Annotated in this window: 20 protein-coding genes; 5 read left to right on the forward strand and 15 right to left on the reverse strand. The window is 39.3% G+C overall.

The genetic code is table 11. The features are described from left to right. Window positions 1–31 precede the first annotated feature (31 nt). Window positions 32–646 (forward strand): PH domain-containing protein, encoded by a 615-nt coding sequence (locus QNI29_RS12125; protein ID WP_231416773.1) that lies wholly within the window; start codon window positions 32–34, stop codon window positions 644–646. A 413-nt stretch (window positions 647–1,059) separates the two neighbouring features. Here the strand turns inward: QNI29_RS12125 and QNI29_RS12130 are convergent, their stop codons facing one another. The 4 genes from QNI29_RS12130 to proC form a co-directional block, all read right to left on the reverse strand. After that, window positions 1,060–2,241: a pyridoxal phosphate-dependent aminotransferase gene (locus QNI29_RS12130; RefSeq protein WP_231416774.1), complete on the reverse strand. Its 1,182-nt coding sequence runs from the start codon at window positions 2,239–2,241 to the stop codon at window positions 1,060–1,062. Between the two features lie 488 nt (window positions 2,242–2,729). After that, window positions 2,730–3,989 (reverse strand): glutamate-5-semialdehyde dehydrogenase, encoded by a 1,260-nt coding sequence (locus tag QNI29_RS12135; protein ID WP_231416775.1) that lies wholly within the window; start codon window positions 3,987–3,989, stop codon window positions 2,730–2,732. Window positions 3,990–4,010: 21 nt separating this feature from the next. Further along, window positions 4,011–5,144, reverse strand: coding sequence for a glutamate 5-kinase (gene proB / locus QNI29_RS12140; protein WP_231416776.1), 1,134 nt, complete (start codon window positions 5,142–5,144; stop codon window positions 4,011–4,013). Between the two features lie 32 nt (window positions 5,145–5,176). Beyond that, window positions 5,177–6,016, reverse strand: a complete 840-nt coding sequence (gene proC / locus QNI29_RS12145; RefSeq protein ID WP_284526487.1) for a pyrroline-5-carboxylate reductase — start codon at window positions 6,014–6,016, stop codon at window positions 5,177–5,179. 423 nt (window positions 6,017–6,439) lie between these two features. On the opposite strand from proC, the gene QNI29_RS12150 reads away from it, so the two are divergent. Next, window positions 6,440–7,801 carry a DUF2254 domain-containing protein gene (locus QNI29_RS12150; RefSeq protein ID WP_231416777.1) on the forward strand — a complete coding sequence of 454 codons (1,362 nt, stop codon included), beginning with the start codon at window positions 6,440–6,442 and terminating at the stop codon, window positions 7,799–7,801. Window positions 7,802–7,892: 91 nt separating this feature from the next. On the opposite strand, the gene QNI29_RS12155 is transcribed toward QNI29_RS12150, so the two are convergent. The 5 genes from QNI29_RS12155 to QNI29_RS12175 all read right to left on the reverse strand — a co-directional run bounded on the left by QNI29_RS12155 (window position 7,893) and on the right by QNI29_RS12175 (window position 14,931). Then, entirely contained in the window at window positions 7,893–9,554 is a 1,662-nt protein-coding gene (locus QNI29_RS12155; protein WP_231416778.1) for a glycoside hydrolase family 13 protein, read from the reverse strand. Continuing rightward, a complete protein-coding gene (locus QNI29_RS12160) occupies window positions 9,554–10,366 on the reverse strand; it encodes an endonuclease/exonuclease/phosphatase family protein (protein ID WP_231416779.1) in 813 nt (270 codons plus the stop codon). Before QNI29_RS12160 ends, QNI29_RS12155 begins: the two co-directional genes overlap by 1 nt. Window positions 10,367–10,369: 3 nt before the next feature. Then, entirely contained in the window at window positions 10,370–12,019 is a 1,650-nt protein-coding gene (locus QNI29_RS12165; protein WP_231417574.1) for a PTS transporter subunit IIBC, read from the reverse strand. A gap of 161 nt (window positions 12,020–12,180) precedes the next feature. Further along, window positions 12,181–13,530, reverse strand: coding sequence for a DUF6792 domain-containing protein (locus tag QNI29_RS12170; protein WP_231416780.1), 1,350 nt, complete (start codon window positions 13,528–13,530; stop codon window positions 12,181–12,183). A 207-nt stretch (window positions 13,531–13,737) separates the two neighbouring features. Next, the gene (locus tag QNI29_RS12175; protein ID WP_231416781.1) at window positions 13,738–14,931 is read right to left on the reverse strand and encodes a dicarboxylate/amino acid:cation symporter; all 1,194 of its coding nucleotides are present in this window, start codon (window positions 14,929–14,931) and stop codon (window positions 13,738–13,740) included. 219 nt (window positions 14,932–15,150) lie between these two features. On the opposite strand from QNI29_RS12175, the gene QNI29_RS12180 reads away from it, so the two are divergent. Next, window positions 15,151–15,900, forward strand: a complete 750-nt coding sequence (locus QNI29_RS12180; protein ID WP_231416782.1) for a TraR/DksA C4-type zinc finger protein — start codon at window positions 15,151–15,153, stop codon at window positions 15,898–15,900. A gap of 27 nt (window positions 15,901–15,927) precedes the next feature. Here QNI29_RS12180 and QNI29_RS12185 read toward each other — a convergent pair whose 3' ends face one another. After that, entirely contained in the window at window positions 15,928–16,152 is a 225-nt protein-coding gene (locus QNI29_RS12185) for a hypothetical protein (protein ID WP_231416783.1), read from the reverse strand. Window positions 16,153–16,312: 160 nt separating this feature from the next. On the opposite strand from QNI29_RS12185, the gene QNI29_RS12190 reads away from it, so the two are divergent. Continuing rightward, window positions 16,313–16,540, forward strand: a complete 228-nt coding sequence (locus QNI29_RS12190) for a hypothetical protein (RefSeq protein ID WP_231416784.1) — start codon at window positions 16,313–16,315, stop codon at window positions 16,538–16,540. A gap of 49 nt (window positions 16,541–16,589) precedes the next feature. Beyond that, window positions 16,590–16,757 (forward strand): hypothetical protein, encoded by a 168-nt coding sequence (locus tag QNI29_RS12195; RefSeq protein ID WP_231416785.1) that lies wholly within the window; start codon window positions 16,590–16,592, stop codon window positions 16,755–16,757. Window positions 16,758–16,782: 25 nt separating this feature from the next. Here the strand turns inward: QNI29_RS12195 and QNI29_RS12200 are convergent, their stop codons facing one another. From QNI29_RS12200 to QNI29_RS12220, 5 genes are all read right to left on the reverse strand, one after another. Continuing rightward, on the reverse strand, window positions 16,783–18,072 hold the full coding sequence (locus QNI29_RS12200; protein ID WP_231416786.1) for a type VII secretion protein EssB/YukC: 1,290 nt from the start codon (window positions 18,070–18,072) through the stop codon (window positions 16,783–16,785). Beyond that, window positions 18,024–18,788 carry a serine/threonine protein kinase gene (locus tag QNI29_RS12205; RefSeq protein WP_255687449.1) on the reverse strand — a complete coding sequence of 255 codons (765 nt, stop codon included), beginning with the start codon at window positions 18,786–18,788 and terminating at the stop codon, window positions 18,024–18,026. Before QNI29_RS12205 ends, QNI29_RS12200 begins: the two co-directional genes overlap by 49 nt. After that, the gene (locus tag QNI29_RS12210; RefSeq protein WP_231416788.1) at window positions 18,781–20,190 is read right to left on the reverse strand and encodes a DUF6382 and FHA domain-containing protein; all 1,410 of its coding nucleotides are present in this window, start codon (window positions 20,188–20,190) and stop codon (window positions 18,781–18,783) included. Before QNI29_RS12210 ends, QNI29_RS12205 begins: the two co-directional genes overlap by 8 nt. 32 nt (window positions 20,191–20,222) lie before the next feature. Then, window positions 20,223–20,729 (reverse strand): A24 family peptidase, encoded by a 507-nt coding sequence (locus QNI29_RS12215; RefSeq protein ID WP_231417575.1) that lies wholly within the window; start codon window positions 20,727–20,729, stop codon window positions 20,223–20,225. 78 nt (window positions 20,730–20,807) lie between these two features. Continuing rightward, window positions 20,808–21,368 carry a DUF4352 domain-containing protein gene (locus QNI29_RS12220; RefSeq protein ID WP_231416789.1) on the reverse strand — a complete coding sequence of 187 codons (561 nt, stop codon included), beginning with the start codon at window positions 21,366–21,368 and terminating at the stop codon, window positions 20,808–20,810. Between the last annotated feature and the right edge of the window lie 44 nt (window positions 21,369–21,412).

The following is a 21,412-nucleotide window of genomic DNA, read 5'->3' on the forward strand; positions in this document are numbered from 1 at the left end:
AGCAAGAGACATAAGAAAGAGGAGTGAAACGATGTTTAAAAAAGTAGCATCTGATGCCTTAGGTTTAAGTGATGTCGGAAAGGTCATTACCCCTGAAGATTATGACAAAGTAGATGCAGACGATTATGTCATGCATGAAGACGATGAAAAAATATTTTTCCTAATTAAATCTGCGGCTGACGAATACTGCTTTACAAACAAAGCTCTCATTCATTTAGATGGCACTAGTGCGACCAGCAAGAAACGAATGCTTCATCGGTATGATTATTATAAACATGCCATTTCAAATGTAGCACTAGAAACCGCAGGAACAGTAGATTTAGATGTTGAGATTAAGTTTTCAATGGGGAATCAATCCTTTTCTATTGATGTGCACAAGAAGAACATTGAAGAACTAAAAGACCTATATAAGGCTCTCCTTAAAATCAGTGAAGTGATGAGTGAGAACGAAACTTATTATGAGTTTACCAAGCAAAGCCTAGATTACGCATCTAACACGTTGAACCGAACAGACATTAAAGATAACCGCGTATTCGAAGAATTCAAATCCATCAATCAGCTTGCTTTTAACTGGTTAGTAGAGAGTAAACAAAAATATACAGTTAAAGATTTCGGAAACATCTTCGAGCGATACATCCATAACTAGTACATAAAGCAGCCACCATGATAATGATGGCTGCTTTTTTGTATGAATACCTAGCATATTTCCTCCCTTCTCCCTCATACACTAAAGGGACAACCTTGAAGTGAGGTGATGTGAGTATGGGAGATGTTATCCCTTTCCCGAAGCCTAAAATCAAATTAACACATGAAGAATCAATCGAGTATAGGAAGCTCCGTGACCTTTTAGACAGAGCAGAGACTTGGAAAGAACTGAGAATATGTCAAAAGAAAGTAGAACAGTTCAAAAAACGAGTTAAAAAACGCCACTCCCGAAACCCCTTACCGTAAAGAGGGTTTTTCTTTTTGTGGTTATTTAACTTTCGGAGTTGCTACTAAGTTTCTAAAAGATCAACTAGCCATAAACATGCTCACACAAATGGGTGTGAGCATGTTTCATCAATCATTATTTGTAAATGGGAGAGTATTGAGGCGTTTAACAGCTTCTTTTAAGCGGTCTTCAGTTTCTAACAACCCTATTCGTACAAAACCTTCTCCCTTCTCTCCAAACCCTATCCCTGGAGCTACAACGATTCCAACTTGATCGATAAGGTAATCTGCAAAAGATTCAGAAGTAAATTCACTTGGCACCTCTAGCCACATAAAGAATGAGCCCTCTGGTGCTGTAACTCGCCATCCAATATCCCGCAGTCCTTTAACAAGATAATCCCTTCTACTTTCATATAGCTTTACTAATTGCTCTACTGATTCTTGACCGTTTTCTAGTGCTTCTGCAGCAGCCTCTTGCACCGCACCAAATAAACTCACATAATAGTGATCCTGGACAAGTTCAAGTGCTCTAATCACACTTTGATTCCCAACAGCGAATGCCACACGCCAGCCTGCCATATTAAATGTCTTACTCATCGTATACATTTCTACACCCACGTCTTTAGCACCAGGTACCTGCAAGAAACTGAGTGGTTTCTCTCCATCAAATCCAATCGCGCCATAGGCGAAATCGTGTACGACACATATATCATGCTTGTTCGCTATTTCAATTGTATCTTCAAAGAACGATTCTGTTGCGGTAGCTGATGTAGGATTGTTAGGGTAATTCAAAAACATCAACTTCGCTTTATGAAACGTATCCTCCCCAATCTGATCATATCGAGGAAGAAAATCATTTTCCTTTAAGAGCGGCATCCTCTCAGTGTGTGCATTGGCCATCGCCACCCCTGACAAATAATCAGGGTAACCAGGATCAGGAACGAGCGCGGTATCCCCTTCATCAAGGAAACATTGACTGATCTCCACAAGTCCTGTTTTGCTACCAAACAGAACCGCTACCTCTTTCTCAGGATCAAGGTCTACATCATACTCGCGTTTATAAAAATTGGCTACCGATTCCTTTAAAAATGAAAACCCTCTAAAGGGAGAATATTTATGGTAGGTCTCATTATCCGCCGCACGTTTCAAAGCCTCTGTCACAAATGAAGGAGTCGGCTGATCAGGATTTCCCTGGCCTAAATTGATCATTTCCTGACCACCTTCTTCTGCTCTTTTCACTTTATCTACTAGCTTAGCAAAGAACTGTTCAGGCAGACGTTCGAGCGTTTTAGAATATGTAAATTGCTTCATGTCGTTCCTCCTTTAAACGGTCTTAATAAGAAAGAATAGACCCATTCTCGCTTTTTGTAAAGGCTGAATTTTCTTACATCTATTTTATGAATACGTTTTCTTTGATCGATCTTTCTTACAGTCATGGTGGACCCCACAGGTAAAATAAAAAAAAGCTAACCTAATGGCTAGCTTTTTTTACGACTTATAATGAAATTTGGAAAGGTCTGTCTGAAAAATTGGGTTCTCATTCGTGAACCTGGCAGATGAAATCAGTCTTTTATTTTTCTTTCGAATTTTATACCCACCTGTACAAATATCATGCCATGGTGCTTGGTACATCAATCGTCCATTCAACACCTATCCCTCCATACGTTTGTCTTAAGGATAGTGTTAACGGAAAACATTTATCTTATAAATGAATAGGACATATAGAATTAGTTATTTACAAAAAGGGAATACAATTGCGGTCAATGGATCCCCTTCCTCAAACTTAAGGCTAACAGTATTTAACGAATCTGCCCCGTACCTTTCATTTGGTACTTAATAGTCGTTAAGGCAGGAAGCCCCATTGGACCACGAGCATGGAGTTTCTGAGTAGAAATACCAATCTCTGCTCCAAATCCAAGTGCGCCTCCATCTGTGAAGCGAGTTGATGCATTGTGATAAAGCGCGCTTGCGTCTACTAGCTTCATAAATAGATCCACATTTTGAAGATCTTCAGAAATGATCGCTTCAGAGTGTTTCGTGCCGTAAATCTCAATGTGCTCAATGGCTTCTGTAACATCACGAACGACTTTCATCGCTATGTGCTTACTCAAATATTCTTCAGCCCAGTCCTTTTCGACAGCTTCTGAAGCACCAGGAATCGCTTCAACAGCTAATTTATCTCCATGAACCACAATGCCATGCTCTTCTAATGAGGCTACAAGTGCCTCTTTATGATTGTTAAGCCAGTTCTCATGAATAATAACGGTTTCGGCAGCATTACACACAGCAGGTCGATCCGTTTTAGCATTAATAAGAATGGAAATGGCTTTTTCAACATCTGCTGTTTCATCAATATAAATATGACAATTCCCAACCCCAGTTTCTAAGACAGGAACAGTAGCATTGTTCACAACAGCTTGAATTAAAGAGCCCCCACCGCGAGGAATTAATACATCAATATATTCTTTCATTGTAAATAAAGCATTCGTCGCCTTGCGGTCTGTACTTGCAATAAATTGAATAGCGTCCCTAGGAATTCTTGTATCTTGAAGGCCTTCTTGCATCACTTCAACAATCTTTTTGTTCGATTCAAGGGCTGAAGAGCCTCCTTTAAGGACAATGGCATTTCCAGATTTTAAAGCAAGGCCGGTAGCATCCACGGTCACATTTGGACGGGCTTCATAAATCATTCCGATAACGCCAAGGGGAACGGTCACTTTCTGTACCTGAAGACCGTTATCAAGTGTCCAGTCCGATTGAACAATGCCAGTTGGGTCCTCAAGCTCAGCAACTTCACGTAGGCCATTAGCGAAATCTGTAATGCGCTCTTTTGTGAGAGTAAGACGATCCATAAAAGCATCTTCATACCCTTTCTCCCGACCCTTGATAAGATCACGTTCGTTTGCTTTTAATATCTCTTGCCATTCTGTTTCTAATTGTTCAGCAATCGCGTACAAAGCTTTATTTTTTTCCTCTGTAGTTAATACAGAGAGCGTTTTAGACGCTTTCTTGGCTTGAATCGCCTGAGCTTCCACATTCGTTTGTTCTTTGGTAATCATAGATCCATTCCTCCTCGCTTATTAGACACTTACTGGTAAGGCAAAATCAAGATGACATACGAAGTCTTCACGTTCAACGGCTGGTTGTTTATATTTAGAAAGCTGATCAATAGGCTGGCCAATGAAAGATTTGAATGTTGCCGAAGAATAATTTACAACCCCAAGGCCTACTTCCTCTCCGTCACTATCCATAACTCGAACGACAGCGCCTTTATCAAAATCACCTTGTACGTTCGTAATGTGAGCGGGATGTAAACTATCCTTTTGCTGCACAATGGTATCCTTCGTCACCATATCTATGATAACTTCACCTTCTGGTCCTGAATTAAAAGCAATCCATTGTTTCTTTTGATCCAGATTTGTTGTATCTGGTTTAGAGGTGAAGTACGTTCCTTTTGCTTGTTGGTGAACCGCGTCATAAACAATATTTTGCGTTGACGCTTTACCTAGGAATGAAGAGATCCCAGAAGCCATCGCAATCTTAAAGGCATCTATTTTAGATTTCATACCTCCTGTTCCAACTGAACTTCCTGACCCTCCAGCAGAGGCTTCAATTTCATCTGTTATTTCCTGAACTTGTGATACAAGTTTTGCATGTGGGTTATCATTCGGATTTTCATCATAAAGTCCATCAATATCTGAAAGAATAATAAGTTGATCAGCATCAACTAAACCAGCTACTTTGGCAGATAATGTGTCGTTATCTCCGAATTTAAGAAAATCCATCGTAATCGTATCGTTTTCATTAACAATTGGTATAATCCCTCGATCAAGCAGGACATTAATTGTACTTCTTGCGTTATTATAACGGTCCTCATCAGAGAAGTCGCTTCTAGTAATTAGAATTTGACTTCCCACATAACCGTGTGAAAGAAATAAGTCAGAATAAGATTCAATGAGAAGTCCCTGACCAATGGATGCTGCAGCCTGCTTCTCAGCAAGATCTGTCGGACGCTCTAAGCAGCCAAGTTTCCGATAACCAGCAGCAACTGCGCCAGATGATACTAGTAACACTTCATGGCCTTCATCTTTCAAACGGACGACTTCATCCACGATTTTCTCTAGTTTTCGGCGACTAATCTCTCCGTGCATACTTGTTAAAGAACTGCTTCCAATTTTAATGACAATACGTTTCGATTCGGTGTCGGTGATCATAAGTTCCTCCTGCAATTTAGTTTGTTTCAGTTTTAGTGGGTTGCGAGCGGGGGCTTTTCCATTTGTTTCGCCATCTCTTTAGAACGAGTTGCCGCTCCTTTAATGGCAGCCGTAATCGCTTCTCCCCCTCTGTGCTTGTCGAGCGCTTTCAATCCAGCAGCCGTTGTTCCATTTGGAGATGTGACGTTTTCTCTTAATTCAGTTGGGGATTCATCTCTTTCCTGAATCATCTTGGCAGCTCCGAGAATGGTTTGAGCACCAATAGACCTCGCTATTTCACTATCTAATCCAGCTTCTAGGCCCGCCTGTTCAATGTGTTCCATGAGATTATAGAAGTACGCAGGGCCACTGCCTGCAATTCCAGTGAAAATATCCATTTGATCCTCATCAATGACGTAAGCTTCGCCAAAGGATTCCATTAATGTCTTAGTGAAGGTTATTCGATCTTTAGGGGCATAGGCACCAGGTGCGATAGCCGTGGCTGATTCCCCGATCATGCTAGAAGTGTTTGGCATGACTCGAATCACTTGTTGTTTCTCTGGTAAGTGATCCTCCATGTATGAAGTTGAAATTCCTGCTAATACAGAAATGATGGTTTGTTGTGGGTTTAAATGAGGCTTTAATGATTCTAGTACAGAATCAATATCTTTTGGTTTCATCGCTAATATAAATAGGTCAATCTTTTCAAAATCTAACTGTTCACGTTTCTTGGCTTGAATGCCATATTTATACTTCAACTCGTTTAAACGGTTGGTATTACTACGGTTTGATACGATAATTTGATTCGGAGTGACCTGCTTAGACTGAACCATTCCTGAGATCATAGCTTCAGCCATAGATCCTGCTCCTAAAAAAGCAATCGTTTGTGCCACTACTTTAACACGCTCCCTTTTGGCTTTTGTAACAACGATGATTATCGTAACATTCCAAAAAATATATGCAAGGGCTTTCGGATAAGTGGGGCGTAAAGAGGCGAAATAGTTTATGTAAACGGTTCCATTCGTCCTTATTCACTCAATGTGGCGTCTCAAGGCTGCTGATTTCTTCTCAAGAGGTTTTATGAAGATTATGGAAAGGTCTTGTTTTTCAATACCCTAATTGTTTGATTATTCAATAATTTAGAAGATATTCAGATGTCCATCATTTGTACTGCGACATTTGATGGATTCTGTAACCTAGTGGTTCCCTCCACCTTTTCCATAATTATAATATTTTAAGACAAACATAAATTTTTTAGATTAACTGGGCAGAAATAAAGGAAAGAATACATATAACCATTAAAGGAGTTTAAATTTATGTTCTATCAAATAAAACGTTATGCAACGATGTCTAAACGCGAAAGAAAGAATGAACTACAGTCTACCCTCTGGTTTATGCCAATGTGGTATATTATCGCATCAATCTGCCTATCCGCTTTAACCTTTTTCCTGGACTATAAACTAGACTTAGCTGCTTACTTTCCTAAGCTTATAGCATTTAGCGCAAGTACAACTCAGACACTTTTAGGATCATTAGTCGGAGGGGTGTTAACACTTAGTGCCTTTACCATTAACTCTATTCTGGTAGCTCTGACTACGTTCAGCGGACAATTCTCGTCTAAAATGCTATTGAATTACATAAGTGACAGAAACACTCAACATGTAATGGGAATCTTTAACGGAAGCTTCATATACGTCTTATTAAACTTCCTCTATGTCTCAAACGATGATGTAGAGTATCTCTTAGCTATACCTTTCCTTTCGATTGCAACCGTTTTTCTTGCAGCTATTACGTTCGTTTATTTCATTAATCACACTACAACTTGGCTGCAGGTGCATAACATCACCTCACGGATGAAAGAGAATTCTAAGAAGATTATTCAAAGTTCGCTAATGAAAGAAATTGAACCTTTTCGGAAAACAACAGACGAAACATTAGCTCAAAAACCTACTGAAGAAGGAAATGTAATTCTTGCCGAAAGTTCTGGTTACCTGCAATTAGCCGATTTTCAAAAACTTATATACCAAGCGAAAGAAGATGATTTAGTTATATCACTTCAACCTCGTATCGGAGAGTTTGTGCTGTGCAATACCCCTCTGTTCACCTATTGGGGAGATGAAGAAAAGTTTAATAAGAAAACCTATTTAAAGTTAGTCGAATTAGGTAAAAAACAAACGGAAATTCAAGATCTTGAATACGGCGTAAATAAACTTGCTGAAGTTGCTATACGCGCTCTTGGGAATGATGATCCTTTAACGGTCACCAATACCCTTCACCAGATAACAGAATTATTGCAAGAAGTAGGAAGCGTCACAGATTTCTCTCCTTATCTATACGATAAGGATGGGCATTTACGTCTGATGCTTTGCCAGGAAGATTTCAAATTTTACTTACACAAAGGCTTCGCTAATATAAGAGAATATAGTCATCACAACGTCACGATTATTACTGAAATCTTATCCATGCTATCCTTATTAGCTAAAGGAATGGACGAAAGATTCCTTCCGGATATTTGGGAGTTTGCCTACCAAACCGTAAAAGGTCTGAATGGATGTAGCTTATTTGAGAATGATTGCTATTATCTTATTAACAACCTAGAATCTGTATCAAGAAATACTCATAAAGAGAATGAATTTGACCCACTAAAAGAAGAACTTTTAAAAACGATCTATCAATAAAACGAAAACGAGCGCTCTGATAGGAATCAGAGCGCTCATTTTTTCGTTTATTCAATTTTTTTCTTCAGGCTTTTGTTCACTAGCTCCATATTTAATTAGAGAGAATATAAACTCGAGCTTCATATGGCGATAAGTTCAAGAGGTTTTGATCTGTATGTTGAACGGATTTATAATTACTAAGAATCAAAGCTTCTTCATTAACTGCTATAGGAGGAATAAAAGAGACTTCGGCTTCTGTTAGATTTGCAATAACTAACGCGTAGTCATCCCCTAGCGTTCTTGTGTAGGCATAAATTTGAGGGTCTTCCTCATTGACTAAATCATATGTGCCATACGTAAACAAGTCATACTTCTTCTTCAATTGGATCATCTTTTTATAATAATTCAGAATTGAGTCCGGATCTTTCCTTTGGGTATCCACATTAACCAATTCATAGTTTGGATTAATCTTCATCCATGGACTCCCACTCGTGAAACCTGCATTTAATTCAGAGCTCCACTGCATCGGCGTCCGGCTATTATCACGTGAGGTATTCCACAGGATATCCATCACTTCCTGTTCGGTTTTACCTTCTTCGATCATATTGTGATACATATTTTTAGCGGCTACATCATCAAAGTCTTCAATAGAAGGAAACTGGAAATTAGTCATACCAATCTCTTGTCCTTGATAAATGAACGGTGTGCCTTGCATAAAGAAATACATGGTCGCTAAGGAAGTAGCACTTTCTCGCCAATAACGACTATCATTTCCCCAGGTAGAAACACTTCGGGCCTTATCATGGTTTTCAATGAAGAGAGCATTCCATCCATCTCCCTCAAGACCTTTTTGCCAACGGGTTAAGGCATCTTTTAACGCAAGTACATCCAACTTTTCTTCAGCGTCTTGATCCCAAAGGTCTAAATGTTCGAACTGAAAGACCATGTCCATCTTTCCTTCATCCCCAACCCATAAATGAGCTTCATCGGCACTGACACCATTTGCTTCGCCTACCGTCATGACATCATAATTTCTATAAGTGCGATCTTTGAACTCTTGAAGAAATTCATGAATGCCGTCCTGATTCATATGCATATCAAAGGAAGAGACATACTTTTCATGATCTGGGTTCGGAAGATCAGGAAGACCTGTACGCTTCTTAATGTGACTAATCGCATCAATGCGGAACCCATCAATCCCTTTATCAAGCCACCAATTGACCGTATCATATAAGACTTCACGCACTTCTTCATTCTCCCAGTTAAGGTCCGGTTGTTTCTTTGAGAACAAATGCATATAGTATTGACCCGTTGCTTCGTCGAACTCCCATGCAGAACCACCAAAGATACTCTCCCAATTATTAGGCTCGGCACCGTCTTTTGGATCTCTCCATATATACCAGTCACGTTTTGGGTGATCTTTGGAGGACTTCGATTCAATAAACCATGGGTGTTCGTCACTTGTATGATTCAGCACCAGGTCTATAATTAACTTCATATCACGTTTATGGACTTCTTGTAATAGCTGATCAAAGTCTTCCATTGTCCCGAATTCTTCCAATATGTCCTGGTAGTCTGATATATCATAACCGTTATCATCTTTAGGAGATTTATACATTGGACAAATCCAAATGAAATCAATACCTAATTCCTTTAAATAATCGAGACGACTCATCATCCCTTTTAAGTCTCCGATACCATCGCCGTTTGAATCTTGAAAACTCCTTGGATAAACCTGATATCCTACAGCTTCTTTCCACCATACTCGTTCCATTATTTATCCCTCTTTCCCTTACCAATCGTACATGTGATCTCCAAACCAAAGTGATCAGACACGACCGGGCTTTTGCCTCCATCTAGCACAATCTCAGACCTTAGTACTTCAATAGGTTGATTACAGAAGATATGGTCAATCTTAATACCTTCTTTATTGTGGTCCCAGCCGGCAATATTTCCTTCAACTGTGGCATTCCCAAGTTGATCCACGGCCTCTTCATGTGTATCGATCCACCCATATTTCTTTATGTAGTCATATCCCTCGCCACGTTTCATATCTGACGCATTAAAATCCCCCAGTAAAAAGGTTAAGCGGTCACCTTGGACATAACTTAATAGTGAATCTACTTGTGAAACATAGGACTCTTCTTCATCGCCCCACCAACCAAGATGACAAGAAAATAACGTCATTGGCACGCCTTCTATTGTGCATGATACAGAAACAATCTTTCGCGATTTCCAATAGTCAATCGATTCCGATTCAGTAACGTAAAAAGAGTCGGAATAATTGATAGGATGTCTCAGAAGAAGGGCAATCCCTTCTTCATACACATCATACCCATAATGAGAAACATCCCACACGAGCTCATAATCCTTACTCCCTAATTTATGGAGCTCTTGTTGAAGTAAATATCCATAATTGTCGCTCCGTATATCATTGTAAAGATACGGGGCCTCTTTATGCTGACTCACTTCCTGCAGGGCAATCGCATCATACCTACTGTTATGGATTTTTGATGCAAGTTGTTTTATCTTCATGTGAGGGTTCTCTTCTTGCCATGCGTGAACATTAATGGTCAGTAATTTCATAGATTAAGCTCCTAATTTTGTTTGAATCTCAGATTTTAATACGTCCGCTTTAGGACCGTAAATGGCCTGTACACCTCTATCTTTTACAACGAGGCCCATTGCTCCGTTTCGTTTCCATTGATCCTCTTCTGCCACTTTCTCTAAATCATTAACAGTTACACGTAAACGAGTCATACACGCATCTACTTCATAAATATTTTCTTTTCCACCGAGTAAAGCAATGACTTGACCTGATTGAGAAAGATCTTCTCCTTCTTCCCCTTCAGCTGAGCTAGCGCTGCTTTCTTCTGGGTTGTCATCAATATAATTTCCTTTACGTCCAGGAGTTGGTAATTTCATCTTTTTAATCATAACATTTGCAATCGTGAAATTCAGTCCGAAGAAGACAAGACACGTCACAGCAAAGTTAATAAGGTCTCTCCCAATTCCTGCATTAATCATTAGTGGTGTACGGGTAATCAATTCCACCATACCAAATGCGTGAACACGCAAGTCCACAAGATCCACTACAGCAAAAGCCAATCCTGTCATAATCGCGTACACAACATATAATAGAGGTGCAGCGAACATGAACATAAATTCAATCGGTTCCGTTACGCCTGTTAAAAAGACGGCGAGACCTGCTGAGAGGAAGACGGATTTATACTTACTTTTCTTATCCTGATCGACGTTTTTGTACATCGCAAGAGCAATTCCGATAAGTGCTGCAGTTGATGTAACAACCTGCCCTGCTTTAAACCTCGCAGGAGTCACATTCTCCTTCAATTCGTTATAAGCTTCCATATTTCCTTGAGACATGTAGTTGTATAAATCAGTTGCCCAAGCTAACCATAACGGGTCCTGACCTGCTACAGCCTGTCCAATATTTTTACCCGTTTGAATAATGTAAGTTCCACCTAATTCGGTGTAATTTATAGGAACCGTCAACATGTGATGCAAACCAAACGGTAGCATAAGACGCTCCATGGCTCCATAAACAAATGGAGCTAATATTGGTGCTGAATCTCTCGATGTTGCGATCCATTCACCAAAGTTATTAAGAACCGTTTGAATGGGAGGCCACACGAGCGCCATTGCTAATGAAACAAAAACTGACCCTAACATAACCACAAACGGTACAAACCGTTTCCCATTAAAGAATCCTAACGCATCAGGCAATTTATCAAATGCATAATACTTATTAAAAAGACTAGCCCCTAAGAAACCTGAAATGATCCCTACAAATACTCCCATATTGAGTGCAGGAGCACCTAATACATTAATAAAATAATCCCCAACAGGCATTTCTGTACCTAAAAATGATGTTACAGTTTGCTCCCCATCAATTAACATAGCGGAGTTAACACCAAATATAGCTCCTGTAATTCTGTTTATAAAGATAAAAGCAAGAAGGGCTGCGAACGCTCCACCTGCCCGTTCCTTAGCCCAGGACCCACCTATTGCAACTGCAAATAAGATATGCAGGTTGCCAATAATGGACCAACCGATATCTTCCATAATTCGCGCAAACGCTTGCATAAAAGCAAGGTCATCTACCACCATATCAAGTGCTTTCCCTAATGAGATCATAATACCAGCTGCTGGCATTACAGCCACTACAACCATTAATGCTTTCCCAAACTTTTGCCAGAAATCAAATGAAAAGATCGGCAATTGCTTTATTTTTGACATATTCCCACTCCCCTTAGTTCTACTATCTGGAATCGTTTTCACAATTATGTAAAAAATGAAAACGTTTTGTGCAAACGTTTTCGCAACTTATGAATCAAATAGTATCGTAAATTCTTCCATTTAGCAATAGTTATCTACTCTTTTCACAAAAAAATTTTATCATACTTTCTAATGTAATAAATTAATGAATCTAAATCATGAGCTTGCACACCTGCTACAACATCTTCAAACAAAAGGATCATTACTTTCTTAAGTAGCCTAAAAGAGGTAAGAAGTGATAGCCAAAGATCTTGTTCCAAAATTCCATGATCAAGGTCCCCTCCCATATGCCCCCTAATGACAGTAAGACTTTCATTCCATTGTTTGTATTCCTCTACCGTTAAATAGTTATTACTCATCAGAAGTCGAAGGAAAGTAGGAGCATGCTCCCAAACTCTACTTAACAAAGTTGTAAATAATGGTAAACGATTGTATAATTCATCCATACTTCCAAATAAATGAGTGTAAATCTTCCACCATTCTTTTAGTAGCCCTGGATGAAATCCATCTTCCCTGTAATCAACAATGGAGCGAAATATAGCTTCGATGGTCTTAGCATCTAGACCCGTAATCTCTTCCCATAAAGCGTCGAACCCTTCCGTTTCGTAAAGGAGGCTATATGTGGCAAGACCTTCTCTGATGGTTCTGAAAAAAGTTGGAGGGATATCTTCTAAAACTTCCCTTAAACGCTGCCCCTTCCTCACCCTCAATAGACACTCATGTCCAACATCCATAAACCCAGGTACTATATGAAAAGCGTACAAAAGATCGCTGTTTACGTTTAGTTTATAAATGAATTCTTTTTCGGTTGGATATATCCGATGGGCTAGTTTCTCAAGGCCCTCTATAGGAATTTGGTAAATGAGCGAAAAAGGGTCTAAAACTTGATTCGTATGAAGTTCGATTTCATGTTGAAAGGTAGTATCAATATAGGCTAATTGATACACACTTGGCTTCGCGTCATTATAAGTAAAAACGATCTCAAATGGCGCTTCAATGAGTTGAAGAGTCTGAACAAGATTTCCTCCTAAAGAGAATCCCATCCCGATTTTTCTTAGAGGTGGGATTGTTTGGTTTAGGATATGATTGGTCACCTCTTCATTAAAGGCTCTTGCTGCCTCATATTGGGTCTTTCCTAGCCCTGTAAAGATCCCAAGTAAGTTATACACCCAATCTTTTGGCCTCCAATCTGACACTTCCCTATGTTCACTGCCTCTAAAGATCGTATACAACTCATTTATACTAGCAGACGGACTGTAGAAATGAATGGCTGTTCCATCAAAACCAGTATCCCGTTCCTTTATGAATGACTCAGAAGAATAGATCGTTACTTCGATATCACGCTGTGATAAAAGGTCCTGATTTAGCAACCAATCTTTAATAGCTCCACTATTTAATAAATGAAATTCTTGATTTAACACTTCAGCTCGTATAAGGTCACTATTTAAAATCAATTCTCCCGCCCCCCTTATGTTCTACATTAAGTGTAGCAAATCTCAGATACATTCACGTCCCCTATTAGATGCATATTCCCTTCTCAGGTCTTTCCTACCTTTAAGAGAAATAGTCGTAAAGATCCATTCACTTATCATAAAAAATAGCAAAGAGGATATAAAAAAAGGTGAAATCAGATCTGATTTCACCTTTTTCTTCTATAATAATTAAGCTGATTTTTGTTCGTTTGTTTGAGTGTCTTCAACTTGATTGCCCATCAATTTATCAACAATAATTGATATAGCCCCATCACCTGTTACATTTGTAGCAGTACCGAAGCTGTCTTGAGTCAAGTAAAGTGCAATCATAAGAGAAAGCATAGCATCATTGAACCCAAGCATAGACTGAAGAAGACCAATCGCTGACATGACTGCCCCGCCTGGAACACCTGGAGCGGCGATCATAGTAAGTCCAAGTGCCAGAATGAATGGGAAGATCTCTGCGAAGGTCACTTCCATCCCGTTCAGAAACATGACAGCCATAGCAGCACTTACAATGGTAATCGTACTACCAGAGAGATGGATATTCGCACATAGCGGAACAACAAATTCTGCAATCTTGTCTTTTACATTGTTTTTCTTCGTTTGACGAAGTGTTACTGGAATGGTTGATGCAGATGATTGTGTTCCAAGAGCTGTGAAGTAAGCAGGCACCATATTTTTAATTGAAGTAACAACATTTTTCTTCGAAATCGCCGATGCTGCTGTATATTGTAATGTAAGCATGACAAGGTGTAAGACAATAATAATAGCAAATACTTTAATAAATGTAGACATAATTGTTGCTACTTGCCCACCATAGGTCATATTCGCAAAGATCCCGAAGATGTGAACCGGCAATAATGGAATGATCACATATTGAATGACCTTTTCAATAATACTTCTCAGATCTTCAAACCCTTTTTGAAGCGTATCTCCCTTAATAGAAGCAAGTCCTATACCAATTACGAACGCAAGTATTAAAGCCGTCATTACACTCATAACAGGTGGCATATCAACAGTGAAAAATCCTTCTACTAAAAATTCTTCCGGGTTTTCAAAGTTCCCGTCCAGGCTTCCAACTGTTAAAATGTTAGGAAAAACGTTACTGCCTACAACAAAGGCTAATAAACCAGCAATAATCGTAGAACCATACGCAACGCCTGCTGTCAAACCAACAAGCTTCCCGGCTCCCTTCCCTAACTCACCAATTCCAGGTGCGATAAAGGATAAGATAATAAGCGGGATAATAAAGTTTAGAAAGTTCCCAAACAAACCATTAAACGTAGCGAACAATTCTATTCCCGTTTGAGGAAGTACTAATCCACTAATAATTCCTAGTGCAATGCCAATTAAAAGTCGTGGTAATAATCCTATTTTCATGTTTTGTCCTCCTCAGGTGAACAACCGTTTTCTCTTGATGGATACAAGTATAGACCTTGAACCCTTATTTGTTAAGGAAAAAACATAAATTCGGAATTTTCAGTTTATAGACCGCTTTCATATATACCGTAGCGTTCTTCTAATCCCCACATATATACAGCATGATTTCTTATCGAGGCGTAAATACTAAACCTCATAACGCTTGTTAGGAGGGATCGTATGCTTTCATCAGAAGATCAACATACATTTCAGAAAAGATTGATGAAACAACGAGAAGAGTTAGAAACGCATTTAGAACACAATGATCATTACGATCTAGAATCAGAGTCGGATCATGAATCCGTCTCCGAACTCTCCAACTATGATAACCACCCTGGAGATACAGCTACGTTTCTTTATGAACGAGAGAAGGATATTGCTTTAAATGAGCATGCAGAACAAGAGCTTAAAGATATTGACCATGCTCTAGAGAGAATAGAGGAAGGGCGTTATGGGCAATGCGAGGCCTGTGGAAAGGATATACCACAAGCACGTTTGGATGCTTTACCTACCACAACATTTTGCATTGAACACAGCCCTAGTCAACAAGAACATGAAGAAAGACCCGTGGAAGAAGAAATTCTTCAACCTGGCTTTAGAAGGCATTCTGATGAAGCTGCCGTGACTAACTTTTATGACTCTGAAGATTCATGGCAAGATGTGGCCCGTTATGGAACTTCAGATACCCCGTCCGATTTTTCCGGACAGGACATTTCTGATTATGATGATACGTTCATTAATTCAGATGAACCTATCAGTTATGTAGAGGATTACGAAAACTTCACAGGAAATGATCTATATGGCAAAAATATCAAAGTCTATCCAAATGAAGCACATGAAGAGTATGAAGAAGACTTAGATGAAGACGGAATGATGTCCATTCTAGGGGACATTCCTTATCATGAAGGAGATACCTATACAGAGGAATAAAAAAAGCCTTGCCATTGGGCGAGGCTTTTACTCTTTATTCTTAACCTGATCTTCTGTATCGTGGTCTCTATCCTCTAGAGGATCAATATCAATGGCAGGTGTATTGTTGTTCATATAATATTGGGAAAGATTCTCCCCTTCCATCCCTCTATCTTCGTGATCTTCACCATTGAATGCTTGACTTAACTTACTATTCGCTGTAAAAGCTTCTGACATTTGATGATCTTCACTATTTCGCTTTTTATCACTCATATGATCTAACCTCCTGTTGTATAATGCTTCTATTAAACGTTTCCCTGATTAGGGAGATCTTAACCACAAATATTGTTCGGAACAAAATCTCCCCTATTCATTATATAAATTGAAATATTCAATCGCCAACTCGCTTCTAATAGTAAAGGAGGGATTCTCTATGGAATTCGAACTGCATACCTATGAAGGTGCTTTTCCCAACCAAGTTACAGTGGACCCAGATAACGGAGTATATACGATAAGGACAGCAGACACTAGTGGGCAAGTATTTAATTCTCAGCAAGAGTTAGTGTCATGGGTGGAGCAAAATTGGAATAAAGAGGTTTTTGTCCATCCTGAACAATACGAACAAATGATGAAAAAGATTCGTTCTGAAATCAATGAATGATCTATAAGGAAACGTAAAAACTATAAAGACAGGAAGGGAGGGTACACTGATGACGAAACGAAAAGTAGCTAGAGATGCAGCTTTAAAAAACAATTCCACACCTACAGAAAGTATGACAAATGTGGAATTAACAGATGAAACGAAGAGTCAGGAAGATATGCAACGAGGTGCAAATCGAAATTCAAAACACGGCTTACAAGGCGGACATAAAAAATAAGAGGAAGATCTTCCTCTTATTTTTTTCATGATTGAAGGTTTTCAATTTGTTGATTGATCCTTGAAAGTTGTTCCTCTTTCTCTTCTTCACTTAAACCTTCATCGGACTCTACCTGGTCCTTTTTAGCTTTTAAAACCCTAATAGCAAAGTCCGCTTCATTTACTTCTTTCGCTAATGATACAGCTTGATCATACTCATTCAATTGGAAATGGCTATTGGCAGCGAGCCAAGTTGAGCGCGTCCCATTAACTTTTTTATGAAGCTCTAACACCTTTTCATAATCGTCATTGATCCATGCCTTTTCCATCATAACTCTAGGGGATTTGGACTCTATTTGAAGAATAACCTGATTGGCCTCTTGTGTTTGAAGCGAAACTAAATTCTCTACGACAGCTTCTTTTAAAGAATCTTTTAATGTATTTGCTTCCCTCAATGACTTAATGGTTCCGTCTAGAAGAGCCTCTGTTTCCCCGTTCACATTCTGCAAGCCTTCTAATAATCGGATAGCCTTTTCATGGTCATTCTGCAAGGAAGCTTGATAAGCAGCGGCACGTGCTTGTTGTGAAGCAAGCTGTCCCTTCAGCTCTTCCACCTCTTCTCTATATTCTAGTGATTTGCTATCGTCTTGATCTGCAGAAGTGCCTCCGCTGAATCCGATCCCTAATCCTAGCACAAGCATAGAGCCAGCAAGAATAAACGGATTTATCTTTGAAGATCGTTTAGGATCATCTTTAGAGTTAGGTGGTGGGCTAATAAGCTCTTCTAATTCATCGAGGCGTTTTGCTTGAGCCATTCTTTGGGCGAGTCTAGATTCATCCCAAGTAAGATGTGAGCTCCCTTTTCTTAAAATATGATGAAACGAATAAGAGGAAAACATGGATAAAAGGCAGGCTTGAAAAGCTTTAAATAGCTCTCCTTCCTCGTCGTTTGAAGGGGGAAGAACTTCTCTTAATCCTCTGTGACCAATCTTTAGACCATGTTCAGGATGGACAAAAAGATTATCTGGGTCCATGTAAGGGATGTAAGGCGATCCCTCTAACCTTCGTAATTGAAAAAGGTGGGCTAATGATGCCTTTTTCTCTTCTGTTGATGACGAGTGCTTAGAGCTCAGTGGGACAAAAGCTGGATCGGTCTCATACGCTATCTTTAGCCTGTCCTCTTCCATATAGATCTCACCCACTCGCAGAAATAGTGGAAGGCCTCGTTTAAGTTCTTCTAACTGTTCTGTTTCTACAATATGTGTATCTTCTTTCAACACGATTGCGGTTAAGAATCGATTCTTTTCGTCTTGTTGAAGCTGAATAGGCTCTTCCACAGGCCCTCCCCTCCTTTCTTTTGAATACGGTGAAGGTCAGCCTCAATCTCACATAGAGAAACCGACCGTGCTTCTATTGGACTTGTTAATCTCTTGCTCCATGCATGAATTTCTGGATTCTTTAGCCTTTTGTCATTCAAATAACAAAGAAGCGCACCAAATCCATATAAGTCGGTTCTAACGTCTCCTTGAGATCTTACATATTGCTCCGGGGCCGCGAAACCTTCCGTCCCAATAGGGAAAGCGTCCTCTTCCTCAAATACACTAATCCCAAAATCAATAAGCGATACCTCTTTTGGTGAGTAAACAATAATATTTGAAGGAGAAAGATCTCTATGCACAATAGGGCGATCGCGACAATGGAGATCATGAAGAATCTTACATAAAGTCCTGCAAATCTGAAGTAGTTCATCACTGGAAGCATCTTTCATAAATGATGAAAGGGTGCTTCCCTCTTTGTATTCCTGAAGGGTTTCAACCCACCCTGTACTCTTATCAATATCAATATGGTAAAAAGAAGGAATAGCTGGAGTATCCATGGTGATAAGTTTCTCAGCTTCGTTTATAAGCTGCTTAGAGAGAGGGTGATTTTTTTTCATTATTTTCAGGATGAAGCGCCCTGGCCGATTAGGGGTGTGGACTAATGAGACAGAGGCTGAGCTTTCATTCTTAAATTCCTTGATTCGTTTATAAGAACCCACTTGATTGTCATACATGCGCAGGTTCCGGATGATGGAAGGTCAACGTGCTATTTCCAATGATCACTTTGTCGTTATCTTTTAATTCATATACCTTATAAGGAATTAATGGATTCTCATTCACATAGGTTCCATTCTTAGATCCTAAGTCTTTCACCCCGTAGTGATCTCCTACCTTTGTAAATTCAGCGTGGACACGCGAAACACCCTCAACATCTTCTACGTGATGAACCATTTCATGATGTCTCCCGATCACGAAATGATCACGATTGATATTGACTGATTCTGTTTCATTGTTACGACGGACGGTTAAGAATGGAACGATGTCGCCTTTAATAGATTGGTAAGCGTATGATCCCCCATTCTCTTCTCCTAATGGATTTGTCTGAAATTCTTCTTCCACTCTTTCATCCGAAACAGACTTTGTTTCTCTGATAGAAGGAACCGAGAGCTCCTCTTCATTCTGAAGTTCTGAAGGCTTCTTAGGATTCTTTGTTTTTTTAGATCTTTGAAAAATTCCTTTTCGCCATGCGAGATAACTACCATCAAGTATTGGAATGAGAATCGTAGAAATTGTGCTTATATAAAACCAAAGGGAAGTACCAGTAGATTGATAAACCTTCCAAAATAACGCAATAGCTAAAGCAGAACCAGCAAACAAGTACACCTTCTCACGGTCAGAAACGTTGGATGCTTCTTTCTTCCCCTTCTCCTTTTTATCTCGATCGGTATGAACCTCATTCATATCTTCAGGTTTCATTGGTTCTCCATCTTTCATGGAAGCATCTTGTAATGGATGATTAGATTCTTGAGCTCTCGCTTCATCAAATGCATGATAGACAGACATAGACATCAGGAGTTCTTTTAAACCCTGTAAGTTATAGGAGGGACTTGCCACATACTGGCTTACTTCTTCTTGTTTTTCACCCTGAAGATGCTCATATTCTTCAAGCAGTTCATTTAATAAGGAACGAAGATCATCCGAAATATCTCCTTCCCTATCTAACTCTTTCATAGGAAGATAAGTCAGATAAACGTCTCCTACATCCCTTCCGATAAAGATGAAGTCTCGTTCAAGAACAAACTGGTTGTGATTAAGCATATATAAAGAACTCGCTTCGATCGCTTCAATAATATGAATAAAAAGATGGGCGAAATCATTCCATGATAACCGTTTCTCACGTAGATAGGGGGTGAGCATCCGTTTTGAGGAAAGGTCATAGTGAAGACGTAACTGCAGATCCATTTCATCTACCTTGACCGGCAATAAACGAGGGACAGTGTTGGACTGCATCATTTTCATCTGCAGGGCATTCAGGTCCTCCTCCTTCAAATGACGACCCTCTTTCCCCAAGCACACTAACTGGAGACCATTTTGTTGTCTAAAATCAAACGAGTATCCAAAAATCGTAGAATTCAACCTATTCCCTCCGTTCTCTCTTTTAATTAGCTTTATAAAAAATAATAATAGGTAGTTAAAACAGCTGGTAATACTGCATACATAAAGGGAAACCTTGTTCTTTTGTTTTGCTTAAAGGCATCTAACTGAGAAGGATTTCTTTGTAGTACTCGCATCGTTCTTTCATATAAACGTATAAAAACCCTTTGCATTGGGGTCCTGACCACGAGCAAGATCACAATTCCAATGACACCTGCGTAAACGACAGAATACATCATCAAATAAAGCGTAAATTCAATTCCCATAATCGCCCCAATCGCAGCAAATAGCTTTACATCACCTGCCCCGATCGCTTTAAACATATAAAGTAGCAAAAAGATGCCCCCAGATACCAACAGCCCAAGACCTGAGAAAAGAAATCCGTTAATCCCTCCTGTCAGAAGGTGATACATTAAACCAGTCACCATTCCTATAGCCGTTAGCCAGTTGGGTAGTTTGTGATAGTTCACATCCCATATAAACGCTACAATAATAAATGCTATAAACAGTGCATCATACATCCCCACTAATCATCTCACCCCAGCTTGTATGCTCTTTCCTTATTTGAATAGATGGGTAGGAAACGAGTTCACCTACAATTACTTTTCTTTTTCAACGTTTGTAAATTCCCATCCTACTCTTCTATTCTTCATATCTGATGTAATGTAATCCGATTGTAAGGTATAGGAATCACCTTTAATAACATAATAAATTCTGCCAGTTTCTGTCTCACCAGACTCGATGTTACCGGCCAATAATTGCTCATTTCCAACCTGAATAGTTGAGCTTTTCTTACTAACTTTCGTTAACAGATCAAATGTTGAAAATGCATCTTCTACAGTAATAGTTGAATCTCCAGTATTTTCAATCGTAAAAGTAGGAATAACAAAGCGACCCGTTTCAGCTTTTTCACCATTTACTTGATCGGTGATCTCTACCTCATCTAGGGTCATTTTATAATTTCCAATCGGCGTCTTAAAATGATGGGTTTCCCCCACCGAATAGTAAACGTCTTCACTTGAGGAGACTTTTTCTGAGTTATCTTGTTGTTGGTTCGCTTGACTGCTATTGTCGTTCTCTTTTTTTGACGTATCACTACAACCAGAAGCTAGAATAGCTAGAACCATACTAAAAATTAAGGTTTTGACAACGGTTCGCATGAACTCCCACCTTTCTTTATTTTCCTTCTTTATTCGAAAACTTC

Origin of the sequence: Pontibacillus chungwhensis, assembly GCF_030166655.1 — a bacterium.
In the GTDB taxonomy this organism is placed as follows: domain Bacteria; phylum Bacillota; class Bacilli; order Bacillales; family BH030062; genus Pontibacillus.